Source organism: Alkalimonas collagenimarina (assembly GCF_030717845.1).
In the GTDB taxonomy this organism is placed as follows: Bacteria; Pseudomonadota; Gammaproteobacteria; order Enterobacterales; family Alteromonadaceae; genus Alkalimonas; species Alkalimonas collagenimarina.
Window position 1 is genome coordinate 133,277 of the sequence record NZ_JAUZVZ010000008.1, and the last position, 12,747, is coordinate 146,023.

Sequence of the window (12,747 nt, forward strand, 5' to 3'; positions counted from 1 at the left end):
TATTCATATCCGGTGGCATCCTGAGTCTGGCTTTTGCTGACTTGCCTTGAATTTTCACGGAGTTGACCGAATATCTACTAAAGTCATTAAATTCTTGTGGCCGTTCTCGTACTCTAAAGGAGCCTTAGCATGCAACACGTCGTTATTACCGGTGGCAACCGGGGCATTGGTCTTTCTCTGGTCAAACAATACTTAGCCAAAGGCTGCAAGGTCACTGTGCTGTGTCGCAACTTGTCAGCAGAGCTGGCCGATTTGGATGTGACTGTCCATAGCGGTATCGATTTCAGCCAGCCAGCCCAGTTGCAGCAAGTAGCCAGCCAATTTGCTGAAAATTCAGTTGATGTTTTGATTAATAATGCTGGGATTTTCAGCAATGAAACCTTGAATGAGCTGGATCTGGATCGCGTGCAAGCTCAGTTTCAGGTTGATGCCGTCGCTCCATTAGTGCTCAGCCATGCCATGCTGCCAGCGCTGAAGGTGGGCAGTAAAATTGCAATGCTCACCAGCCGAATGGGCTCGATCAGTGATAATGGCTCTGGCGCCTATTACGGCTATCGCATGGCCAAAGCGGCCTTGAATGCCGCCAGTGTATCACTGAGCCATGATTTAGAAAGCCGGCAGGTTTATGTTGGCATTTACCACCCGGGGTTTGTTAAAACCCAGATGGTGGGTTTTGCAGGCGACATCAGTCCGGATGAAGCGGCTCGCCGTCTGGTTGAGCGCATTAGCGAGCTTGATGCCAGCCGCAGTGGCCAGTTTTTTCACAGCAATGGCGATGCTTTACCCTGGTAATAACAGATTGAGTAAGGAAAAGGCTTATACATCAGCAATGACATACGCGGCTGAACAGGGGGATATCCAGTTGACGCAAGCTCTCGCTTTGTAGTCCGGCGGGTTAGGGGGCCGATCGGTTTGGATCTATCCCAAACTAGCCGCTATGCTATAGGTTCGAGCTGCAGGGAGCCTTGATCGGATGAAGTACCCTGTTGGTGCAGCGTACTTTCAATCACGACAAGGACAAAGTGTATGAAATATTTAAATTATGCGGTTGTTATTACCGTGTTTTTTTTGAGCAACCCGGTACTGGCTGACGCACCTAAACTCAATATGCAGCCTGGACTATGGCAGCATAATATCAGCATGCAAAGTGAGAGTGGTGAGCTGGAACGAGCAATGGAGGAAGCCAGGAAACAACTGGAAGGCTTACCAGCTGCGCAGCGCCGGATGATGGAGTCGATGCTGGAGCAGCAAGGGATCAGTTTTGGTGGAACCAGCTCATCGATCCAGGTTTGTTTAACCGAAGAGGAAATCAATCGGGGCATGATGCCGCAACAAGATGGATGCAGCCAAACGCTGGAACCTCAAGGCGATGATCGATTTACCTTTAGTTTTGAATGTCAGGGGAATCCGCCTACCAGTGGATCGGGAGAGATGGTCTTTGAAAGCCCACGCTCTTACAGAGGCAATGCCAACTTTACCACCGAGATCAATGGCCGCGCCGAGCGAATGACCATGCAACAGCAGGGCACCTGGTTGGATAGTGACTGTGGCCGCCATCAATGAACTGACATGGTACGAGCCCATGTCAGTTTCGATGCGCTTTATTTCTCTTGGGTTTTAAAGCGACTCACCTGAGCGATCAGACCGCTGGCAACCTGCTGCAATGATGCAACGGCGCCACGATTTTGTTGCATCGCTACCGAGGTTTCACGCGACATATCAGCAATGTGTTCGATATGTTGCGCCAACTCGGCGACAGCGGCGGATTGCTCAACAGAGACCCGGGATACATCACGTACATTTTCCAGTGAGTCGGTGGCTTGGCTACGGATTTGTTGCAACATGGTGACGGCTTCATTGGCTAGTGATAACCCTTCGGCCACCCGTGGAGCAGTGGCTTCCATGGCCTGGACTGATTGCTCTGTGTCTTCCTGTACCAGTTGGATCATGCCGGCTATTTCCGTAGTGGCTTTGCTGGTGCGCTCGGCCAGTTGGCGCACTTCATCGGCAACCACGGCAAAACCGCGGCCCGATTCACCGGCCCGTGCGGCTTCGATAGCGGCATTCAGAGCCAGCAAGTTGGTTTGTTCGGCAATGCTCCGAATGACATTAGCGATACCAGCGATATCTTTAGAGCGTTGCTGCAGGCTGCTGATTTTTTCAGACGATAATTGCACAGTTTCAGCCACCCGGCCGATTTCTTTGGCCGCACTATTGACCAGCTGAGCACCTTGCTCGGCCAACACCACGGTTTTTTCAGAGTTGCTCTCGGTTTGCTGCACGATCCCGGCAACATCGTTCAGGCTGGCGGTCATTTGCTCGATGCTGGCAGCGGATGCCGTGGATGAGCTAGCCTGCACTTCAGCTGCTTGCAACGCATCATTGGACGCTTGATCCAGTTCGAATGACTGTTTAGAAACCTGCTCTGCCGCCACGATCACCTCACTTAAGGTCTGACGCAGTTGCTGCTGCATGGTGCCAACAGCCGCCAACATACTACCCGCCCGACTGGAGCGCAGCGACTGGGTTAGATCGCCTTCGGCAATACGACTAACAATAAGCGCGGTCTCATCCGGTTCGCCGCCCAGAGCGCGTTTCAGATAACGAGTGATCAAAAAGGCAATGAAGCCACCCAGCACAATGGCAACACTGGTAAGCAATACCATGGTGATGGCAAAAGTAGCACCGACCTGCCCGGCATAGTCCGTCGCGTGTTGGTTTTTATCTTCTTGAAAGTCTATAAAGGCATTGATACTGGCTAGCCAGTCAACAAAAGCAGGGCTGACTTGTTGCAATAATAGTTGCTGAGCTTGTTGCTGTTGACCTTGCTGGCGCAACTGAATGATTTGGTCAGTGAGCGGTAAGGCGCGTTGCTCTATAGCATGAATGGCATTCAGCAACTGTCGCTCTTGCTGGCCGATGTTTTGGCCTTGTGTAAAAATTTGATCCATCGGTTGTTTTGACTGACGATAAAAATCGGCCAATTGGCGAATATCTGCCAAAACGGTATTGAGCTGAGCGGGCTCTGTTACCAGCGTGACATCACGCAATGCGATGGCTCTATCATGCACACTACCGCGAAAATTGATGGCATGACGTAATTTCACTGAATTGACTTCTGTAATTTCTGTCAGAGTCGTGTTGATGACATGAACGCGCTGGATCCCAAATAGCGTAAGTGCCAACATGAGCAGCAACACCAAACCAAAACCAGCCCCGAGCCGGGTACCAAGTGTCAATGACGACATAACATGACCTTTAAATTAGCCCAACCGGGTTGGCTGGTGATAAAATAATCATACCTTTGGGTTGGTGGTGCTTCTAGCACAATATACAGCAGCAATCATTCGAAAAAATAGAATTAATGGCTGATTTAGCATGAATCTGAAGCTATTTTATCTCTTGTTCCACAAGTTTTGATGCGCTGGCTGAGCAAAAAAGTCGTTCGGTTGCCAGCAACGAGGCAGCAATTGGCGTAAAAAACGCTGCTCGTGATCGGCAAAGAGCTTACTGAGAATATGTTGTAATCGCTCGGCAGGGACTATCTCCAATTGTTTACGTGCCTGACGAAAATACAGGTTTTGCTGCACGGCAATAATGCAATCTTTACCGGTGTTTTTGTACTGCAAGTTTCGGGTGACAATGCGGCAATGGGGTTCTTCGGGCTGCTCTGGGTATAGTGCATTTACGATGGCAAATTCATATTTATCTTTTGGCTGGCTGGCATGGCGTGGGGGAATAAACGCCAAGCCATAGCCTTGAGGGAATAAACCGGTAATGCGCAATAGCTGATCCACCCACTCTGCACTGTACAGTTGCCGTTTCACCCCTTCTTTTAGCAATAAAGCAGCTTTGGGTAAAACCTCGTAACTGAAACCTCTGCGGCCGGGCATCACAATAGAGGCATACACCTGGGGCACTTTCAGTAAATTCCCCGAGCCTGCACCTGGTTGTTGGCTGTCTTCCAGCAACTGCTGGATCCACTGCTGACGTTGCTGCTGTGAATGCAAGTGCGCATTGCGTTCGGTTTTGTCATTGCCCTGATAAGGCCAGAAGCCAAGCCCTTGCTTGAGCAAATCGGTACATGCCTGTTGGCTGACGGCCAAAAACTGCACGCGTTCGTCCGGGGTTAAAGCCTTTAATGGGTCCAGCTTGTCGGTCGGAGCCGTTAATAAAGCTTGTGCATCTGGATGCAATTGACCGAAGTCCTGCAACAAGATTGCCATCAGCAGGGGAAGTTGTATCTGCTCCCGGAAGGGACAATCACCGTTTGATTCTGACACGCCAGAGCGCTTCTGCCATAACTGCTGCCATGCTTCAGGCATTTGCTGCAGTTTCAGTCGATGATCCAGTAACCGCAGAGCAAGCACAGCCTTATAAATCAATTTATAACTGAACTGAACCTCGATTGCGCGGTGTGGTTGTTCTGGCACCAACAATTGCAGGCTGCCGAGAATACGAGCGGAGCGAGTCAGCGTTTCATTGATGGTTGTGCCTTCACTCAGTTGCAGCAATTGTTCACACCAGTGCATGCAGCGCTCCAGCCGGGCCAATCGTTGCTGTTCGAGTTGATGACTAAGCTGGGTATAGCGTTGGCGCTCTCGTTGCACCTGCTCTGGCTTTTGTTGTCTGGCTTGTTGCCAGCTCCGTTCCAGCTCCGGTAGCTTTTGCCACTGCGCATGCTCTTTCTTAAAAAAGTGCTGCATGCTTTGGTACAAGCTATCGCCAGCCTGAGCGGGCTGATACAAGGTGTTCAGCAGCTGTTTGAGCTGGCGTAAATATACGCTGGCTGTCGGTAGGTTGGCAGCAAGGCTTGGCAAGGAGTGGCTCCGCATTTTTGTTTTCTGAGGAACTGCCAGAGGTGACAGACCATACAAACTAACATAACGGATTGTTGCTGAAAGTAAAGCACTGCAGCTGTGCGCAAGGTGCCATCGTGGTGCAAGCCAGTAGACAAATTTTAGCCTATGAATACGTATTCATGTTGTCGTTTGCTGATATTCTGGCCATAACTGTTCAAGGCGTAACCAACGCCAGGTGGGCAGGAGTGATCAATACCAGCAGTACGTTGTCCGCCACAAACAACAATAAAAACGGGGACAACAGACATGGTGAGGACCAAAAAAAACCTGCTAACACTGGCGCTGGCAGCGGCTGGTATTGGCAGTTTTGCGCTGATGGCGGAGCAAGCTGAGCCGGATAGTGCAGTAGCCGCTGCAGAAGAAGAACGAGTCGAAGTGATCGAGGTGCGGGGGTTTGCCAGCAGCTTATTTCGTTCACTGGATGCCAAGCGCTTTAGCGATATCGTCTCTGAAACCATATCCGCTGATGACTTAGGTGCCTTGCCCGATGTCTCAATGGCAGATGCGTTAACGCGTTTACCAGGAATTTCTGCAGTGCGAACTGGCGGTCAGGCGGCAGAAATTAATATTCGTGGTATGTCAGGCGGCTTTGTATTTTCCACTCTGAATGGTCGCGAGCAGGTGTCCACCAGTGGCAAGCGCAATATTGAATTTGATCAATACCCATCAGAATTGATTAACTCGGCTGCTGTATATAAATCGCCAAAGGCATCGCTGATTGAAGGTGGTGTGGCGGGTACGGTTGAACTACAAACGGCCAGTGCTCTTCGCAATGAACAGCAGCATACCTTTGTCGTCAATGCCCGCGGTATGTACAACGACCGGGCCAATGAGGTACCTGATGGCAAAGAGAGCGGCCATCGTTTTAGTCTGTCGTATCAGGGCAAGTTTCTTGACGATACGCTGGGCGTTGCCCTTGGTTATGCGCGCCTGTTTCAACCCAGTGTGGCCACGCAGTTTGTTGGTTTGGCCTACAATGCGCAAAAAGATGTCACTGGGGATGGCCAGAATGAGTTTTTAAGCGAAGGCTTTGAGATCCAGCATCGTGGTGGTGAAGAAACCCGTGATGGCTACATGGCATCGGTGGAGTGGGCGCCATTAAGTAACTTTAGCTTAAAAGCGGATGCCTTTATCTCACGTTTCGATAAAGAAGCTTTTGCCCGTGGCTTTCGGGTTAAGTTGGGCGGTGCCAGTACTGCCGTGGGTAATCCGGTGCTGAATAACAACTCGGTGATCGGTGGCACCTTTAATCGCACATCGCAAAGCTTTACCCGGGTAGAGATTGTTAATGACGACAATCGGGATTACAACGAAGTCGATAGTTTTGGTATCAAAGCCGACTGGGATGTGACGGACCGGTTGAACCTGACGATGGATGTCTCACGCTCGACTGCCAGCAGCGACTTCCGTAATGGCTTGTTATGGTCTTTGGTCGCAGAAGATGCCACTGCGGATGTACCGGTCTTAGATCCTAATGTATCTATAAGCTATGGCTTGAACGGCTTAAATTTACCCAATATGGGCTTTAATCAAGCCGACGCATTTTCCGATATTAATCGGGTGATGGTCAGTAAGTACGGTATCTACCCCTATGTCAATTCAGACGCTGTCAATGCCTTCAAGCTGGATCTGGTATATGAGTTAGATATGCCATTGATACGCTCAGTAGAAGCCGGTGTCCGCTACTCTGAGCGCCGTTACAGCAATGACCGCTCAGTGTTTGAGTATGGCAGTGATGGCGCTTTTTTAAGTTCGCAGCCTCCGCTGCGTTTAACCGATGACATGGTGGATATTGTCGATTTTAAAGGCAAGTTTGCCTATTTCCCCAGCTATCTGGCGATTGATCTGGATAAGGCACTGAATGCCTGGTTTCCACAGGGAGTTCCCCAGCCAATACAGACCTGGGGCACGGGCAATCCCGATGTGATCAATAGCCCTTCGCCAGGGGTCGGGCCAAATACGGGGTGGTCAGTGCAGGAAAGTGGTCAGGTGTTTGAAGATGTGCTGGCCAGCTATCTGATGGTCAATCTGGATACCGAGCTGTTTGATTTACCATTGACTGGTAATCTTGGTGTGCGACGGGTCGATACCGATCAAACAGCCACTGATTTAGCCAATGTGGATGGTGATCCACTGCAGGGAGCTCAGTTTATTGTCGATGAAGCCGGCTTGATCAATGGCCGTTACGCACCGGGTATCATTGGCGATCGCTACACCCACTATCTACCGAGTATCAACTTAAATCTGGGCTTGACTGAAAACACTCAGTTACGGTTTGCTGCGGCCAAGGTAATATCCCGGCCACCCATTAATCGGTTGTCGTCCAACACCGCGATTTTTATCAGCGATGATGGTGAAGTCAGTGGCAACAGCTCGAATAGCCCGTTTTTACGTCCGTTTGAAGCTACCCAATATGATCTATCCTACGAGTACTACTTTGGTACCGGTGCTTTTGTGGCGGCTTTGTTTTACAAGGATATCAAATCCTTTATCAATGACTTCACCATTCAGGAATTTGATTTTAAGGCGGCAGGTTTCCCGGTGCCGGATCAAATTATCAATGAGGATGGCGTGCCACGTGCGACCTTTGATGGTGCATTTTCAACGGCGGTAAATAACGAGGATGGTGGCTATATTCGTGGTATTGAGCTGGCCTATACCCAAATCTTCGATTTCTTGCCATCGATTTGGTCTGGCTTAGGGGTCAGTGGTAGTTATTCATACACCGAAAGTGAAGTGGATTTGGTCAACCCGTTAGGAGGTGAGCCGGTTGCTATGAGCTTTGAAGGCTTATCCAAGCAGGTACTGACGGCGACTCTGTTTTGGGAGCACGAGGGTTTGGAAGCTCGCATCAGTGGGCGTTATCGCTCGCCATTTGTCTCGACCCAGATTGGAATCGATGAGCAGGTCACCAATTTTCACAGTGAAACCGTGGTTGATTTTCAGGCAGGTTATCAGTGGAACGATAACCTGAAGCTGCTGTTTCAGGTCAATAACCTGACGGATGAACCGACCAAGAGTTACTTTGGCCAGCAAGCCCAAACGGGCACCTTGCAATTCTTTGGCCGCCAGTACTTTCTGGGTGCGGTGTATTCCTTTTAACGCTGAGCCTGATTTCCGGCTGCCGATGACTGATGGCGAGAGCAGCTGGTATGAACACCACTTTTTTGGAGCAACATCATGATGTTTAGCATGAAACAACTTGGACAACTCGGTGCTTCCGCCCTTGTGTTACTTGTACTGAGTGGCTGCGGTGACTCGACCGAACAAGGCCAGCCAATGCTGACCTGTAACGTACCACAAATCCCGGATGCTACCGGGGCCATGTGTATTGACCCGCCCCCGATCCAGTGCCCGGCACCGACCGTGCCGGATGCAATGAATGAAAGCTGTGTGGTCGGAGCCGACCCTGATGCGCCGGATCCGGTCATTTTTGCCGGAGAGAATCAAGCCGTACTGTTTTACAAACGGCCGCAGGATGGCAACTACGACGGCTGGCGTCTGCATACCTGGAACAACGACAGCTGCGATGCCTATCAGCCCGAGTCTGTTGCTCCTTCTTGGGACAATGGTTTGCCGATCACTGGTATCGATCCAAACTATGGTGCTTACTGGCTCTTGGAGTTGAAAGAGGGCTACGCTGGCACCGAAGATGCCTGCGGAAACTTTATTATTCATATTGGTACCGAGGAATCAGGCAAAGAGATGGGGGGTGGTGACTTTACCATGCCATTATCGCAGGATGATCCGGACTTTGCCCGTATGAACTGGACTTTTTCTGGTGTGGCGTCGGTGTTTGAATACCCCTTATTATCACTGGGCGTTAGTGTGCAGGGGGCGGCAGCGCATTGGATTGACCAGCATACGGTGATCTGGAATGCCGATGTCTGGTCTGCCAACCGGGTTCGGTTGTTTTATGATACCGACGGCGATATTCAGGTGATGGATGACGATTTGACCGGGCAAAGTATAGAGTTGCAACCGGTTGATCTGAGTGATGAGCAGCGCGAGCTGGTGCCCCATCTGGCCGGGCAACCTGCCTTTATGCTGGATTTGACCAGCACTGAGGCGAAAGCCATGGCACGTAATCAGTTGGTATTGGCCGCCTACAATGCCGAGCAGGAGCTACTAAGCGCAACCTATGTCCAAGCCGCCAAAGTGTTGGATGATTTATACGCTCATGGCGACAACAGTGCTTTAGCTGCTGAGCTTGGTATCCATTACGAAGCCGGTGAGATCAGTGCTGCGGTGTGGGCACCAACCGCGCATGAGGTCCGCTTGCAGGTCTACAATGCGGATAAAAACCTAACCGATAGCATCCTGATGGATTGGCATGATGACACTGGCGTGTGGTCGTACACGGGGGCGCGCGATGGACTTGATCGTCAGTTTTATCGTTATCAGGTGACGGCCTACCATCCTCTGACCCGTGAAGTCGAAGTCATGGAAGCGACCGATCCCTATTCACTGAATGTCTCGCTAAACGGTCGCTTCAGTCAGTTTGTTGATTTGAATGATGACGATATGAAGCCAGAAGGCTGGGATGATCGTGTGGTGCCGGTGGTGGAACAGCCGGAAGATATCGTTTTCTATGAAGGCCATATTCGTGATTTCAGTATTCGTGATGAAAGTACTCGTTCAGGCTGGCGCGGTAAGTACTTAGCTTTCACCGAAGAGGATTCGGCACCGGTGCAGCATTTACGCCGTTTGGCTCAGGCAGGCTTAACGCATTTCCATGTATTGCCTGCCACCGATCAGGCCAACATTGATGAAGATACCAGTCAGCGGGTTGAAATTACCGATACGGTGGGCCGCTTGTGTCAGCTCAATCCAGAAGCACCAGTCTGTGGAGTGGAAAGCAACAGTGCCACTATTTTATCGGTGCTGGAGAGTTATCTGCCGTATGAATCGAAAGCACAAGCACTGGTGCAGTCGATGCGCAGTCTGGATGGCTTTAACTGGGGTTATGATCCACATCACTTTATTGCTGCTGAGGGATCGTACGCGACCAACCCTGAAGGGCCAGCACGGGTGCGGGAAGTTCGGGCGATGATCCAGGCACTGAATGAAATGGGGCTTCGGGTCGCGCTGGACGTGGTGTACAACCACACCAGTTCTTCGGGCCTGTTTGATAACTCTGTGTTCGATAAAATCGTGCCTGGTTATTACCATCGCTACAACGAGAGTACCGGTACGATTGAGCGTTCGACTTGTTGCGAAAACACCGCCACAGAGCATCGGATGATGGATAAATTTATCCGTGACTCGCTGGTGATTCTGGCGCGGGATTTTGGCTACAACGATTTCCGTTTCGATATCATGGGACATCATCGTAAAGAGGATATTCTGGCTGCTCGTGATGCCGTGCGTGCGGTCGACCCGCACACCTACTTCTACGGTGAGGGCTGGAACTTCGGTGAAGTGGCCAACAATCGACTCTTTACTCAGGCCAAGCAGCAAGATATGGCCGGTTCTGGTATCGGTACCTTTAATGACCGGATCCGCGAAGGAGTACGCAGTGCTGCGCTGTTTCAGCCCGAGCTAAGCGATAGCGATCTTTCAGAAATGGACATCATTCGTATCAGTTTAACCGCTACCTTGAAAGATTACGTGTTATTGAACGCCCGGGGCGTGTCAGGCCCAGCCTCTAGCTTAAGCTGGAATGGCCAGCCTGCCGGGTATGCTGAGATGCCAGCGGATATTATCAACTACGTTTCGAAACACGATAACGAGACCTTGTGGGATATTTTGCAAGCACGCTTACCAGAGTCGATGAGCTCGGCTGAACGGGTGCGGGCGCAAAATATTTCCATCGCCATTCCACTGATGAGTCAGGGGATTCCATTCCTGCAACTGGGTGGCGATTTCCTACGATCGAAGTCGATGGATAGAGACAGCTACGATGCGGGTGATTGGTTCAATTATGTCGACTTTACTATGCAGAGCAATAACTGGGCGGTGGGTCTGCCGTTGGCAGAAAAGAATCTCGACAACTGGGATCAGATTGCCCGCTTGTTCTTAAACCCCAATACGGCGGTTGAGCCTGAGCAGATTGCCTTTGCTGCCGATGTCTTTGCCGAGTTTTTGCAAATTCGCAGTCAGCACCCATTGTTCCGCCTGCGGACGGCGGAGGATGTGATGGCGCGGGTCGGCTTCCACAATGTTGGCAGCAATCAAACCCCTGGTTTGATTGTGATGAGTATTGACGATGGCATTGGCCATGCGGATCTTGACCCTGCAGTAGATGCACTGGTGGTGGTGATTAATGGCTCCGTCACAGAGCAAGCGCATAGTATCCCGACGGCAACTGGGTTTGATCTGCATGCCATACAGCAGGCATCGGCCGATCAGCGAGTAGCAAGTGCGATGTTTTATGAAGGGGATGGGGCTGGCACCTTTGTGGTCCCTGCGCAGACCATGGCGGTGTTTGTTAAAGCACAGCATGGCACTCAGGGGGAAGGTTTAGCTGCAGATGCCACCATAGGTGCGCCAGATATCCCGCCGTATGAAGCCACCAGTGTGTTTGTTCGGGGCGGCATGAATGGTTGGAGCACGGATGATGAAATGGCGTATGCTGGCGCCGGTATTTATAGCATCGTTGTCGACCTGCAAGCTGGGCAGTATGAATTTAAAATCGCCTCGGAAGACTGGTCAACCGTTGACTTTGGTGGCGGTGCCGATGGTCAGGATGTATTGCTGGATACACCGAATACTTTGGCCCGGTCCGGTGGTAACCTCAATATCGACATTGCTGTATCAGGTCGCTACGTCTTTAGTCTTGATGCACGAAATGCAGAAGCGCCGGTGCTGACGGTCGCGGAACAGCAGCCTTATGCTAATACCATTTATTTGCGCGGAGAGATGAGCGATTGGGGCACTGGTGTGCCGTTTAGTTACATCGGTAACGACCAGTACAGTGTGACCATTACGCTGGAAGCACGCGGCTATAACTTTAAGTTTGCCGATGCTGACTGGGGGGCCATTAATTACGGGGCTGGTGATGATGGCGGCACTGTCAACTTAGGTGAAGCCAAGGTGCTGGCCTTTAATGGCGGTGATTTGAATGTCAGCATTCCGGCTGATGGTGATTACACGTTCATCGTGGATGCAGCTGATCCAGAAGCGCCTATGATTACGGTGCTGGCCGCCGACTAAGCAGCATGTACTTGTCTTTGAAAAGGTGCCTGACACAGGCACCTTTTTTTGTGCTTAAGGGCAGTGCCTGCTGGCTCTGCTATACTGCGGTTAATCTGTACATAACCAGAGAGGCGAAAACGATGAAAACCTTGTGCTTTTTAACCATGTCCTGTTGTTTAACGATGCTGTTTAGCGGTGTTGTGATTGCCGGCCAAACCCATACCACTCACTGCCAGCTTGGCGATACGGTGCGGGTGATTCAAGTGGTGTACCCGGAAGGCGGGGAACTGCCTTGCGAAGTGCGTTATCAGCGCGAAGGTGAACAAAGCGTATTGTGGCAAGCTCGCAATGAAGCGGGCTACTGCGAACAGAAAGCTGCTGATTTTGTTGAAAAGCAGCGCGGCTGGGGCTGGCAGTGTACTTTTATGCCCGATGATGCTGCTCGCAGCGAAACAGACTAAGTTTGCGTTGCTGGTTGTCCGGCCGCGTCATTATGTTGTTGCCAGCAATGACGACCAGCCTCTTTAGCTTGATACATCGCCGCATCGGCTTGTTGCAACATCTGTTGTGACTCAGTCATAGTGTGGCATCAGTCATATCTGCACTCTAACTATAGAGAACTTAAAAGGATCTGCCCAGCGATTCAATAGAGTCAACTCTAGTATGATATCAGTATGTCAGTGCATACGTATTCAGCAAAAAAAGCAGGTTTGCATCATAAAAGTGCGTTAATTTAAATCCATCACTG

General features: G+C 50.8%; 9 protein-coding genes. 5 read left to right on the forward strand and 4 right to left on the reverse strand.

What is annotated here, in order from left to right; translation table 11 throughout:
- Positions 1 to 129: 129 nt before the first annotated feature.
- Together Q3O60_RS07540 and Q3O60_RS07545 are read left to right on the forward strand one after the other, a co-directional pair.
- Positions 130 to 792 carry an SDR family oxidoreductase gene (locus Q3O60_RS07540; RefSeq protein WP_305893295.1) on the forward strand — a complete coding sequence of 221 codons (663 nt, stop codon included), beginning with the start codon at positions 130 to 132 and terminating at the stop codon, positions 790 to 792.
- Positions 793 to 1,026: 234 nt separating this feature from the next.
- Entirely contained in the window at positions 1,027 to 1,563 is a 537-nt protein-coding gene (locus Q3O60_RS07545) for a DUF3617 domain-containing protein (protein WP_305893296.1), read from the forward strand.
- A gap of 38 nt (positions 1,564 to 1,601) precedes the next feature.
- Here the strand turns inward: Q3O60_RS07545 and Q3O60_RS07550 are convergent, their stop codons facing one another.
- The 3 genes from Q3O60_RS07550 to Q3O60_RS07560 form a co-directional block, all read right to left on the reverse strand.
- Positions 1,602 to 3,248, reverse strand: a complete 1,647-nt coding sequence (locus tag Q3O60_RS07550; RefSeq protein ID WP_305893297.1) for a methyl-accepting chemotaxis protein — start codon at positions 3,246 to 3,248, stop codon at positions 1,602 to 1,604.
- A gap of 147 nt (positions 3,249 to 3,395) precedes the next feature.
- Positions 3,396 to 4,820, reverse strand: coding sequence for a hypothetical protein (locus tag Q3O60_RS07555; RefSeq protein ID WP_305893298.1), 1,425 nt, complete (start codon positions 4,818 to 4,820; stop codon positions 3,396 to 3,398).
- A gap of 140 nt (positions 4,821 to 4,960) precedes the next feature.
- A complete protein-coding gene (locus Q3O60_RS07560) occupies positions 4,961 to 5,110 on the reverse strand; it encodes a hypothetical protein (protein WP_305893299.1) in 150 nt (49 codons plus the stop codon).
- Here Q3O60_RS07560 and Q3O60_RS07565 point away from each other — a divergent pair.
- From Q3O60_RS07565 to Q3O60_RS07575, 3 genes are all read left to right on the forward strand, one after another.
- Positions 5,109 to 7,964 (forward strand): TonB-dependent receptor, encoded by a 2,856-nt coding sequence (locus Q3O60_RS07565; protein WP_305893300.1) that lies wholly within the window; start codon positions 5,109 to 5,111, stop codon positions 7,962 to 7,964. The two genes, Q3O60_RS07560 and Q3O60_RS07565, sit on opposite strands and share 2 nt — an antisense overlap.
- Before the next feature lie 78 nt (positions 7,965 to 8,042).
- Positions 8,043 to 12,017 (forward strand): alpha-1,6-glucosidase domain-containing protein, encoded by a 3,975-nt coding sequence (locus Q3O60_RS07570; RefSeq protein ID WP_305893301.1) that lies wholly within the window; start codon positions 8,043 to 8,045, stop codon positions 12,015 to 12,017.
- Between the two features lie 122 nt (positions 12,018 to 12,139).
- Positions 12,140 to 12,460: a hypothetical protein gene (locus tag Q3O60_RS07575; protein ID WP_305893302.1), complete on the forward strand. Its 321-nt coding sequence runs from the start codon at positions 12,140 to 12,142 to the stop codon at positions 12,458 to 12,460.
- Here the strand turns inward: Q3O60_RS07575 and Q3O60_RS07580 are convergent.
- The gene (locus Q3O60_RS07580) at positions 12,457 to 12,579 is read right to left on the reverse strand and encodes a hypothetical protein (RefSeq protein ID WP_305893303.1); all 123 of its coding nucleotides are present in this window, start codon (positions 12,577 to 12,579) and stop codon (positions 12,457 to 12,459) included. The genes Q3O60_RS07575 and Q3O60_RS07580 overlap by 4 nt on opposite strands.
- Positions 12,580 to 12,747: the final 168 nt, after the last annotated feature.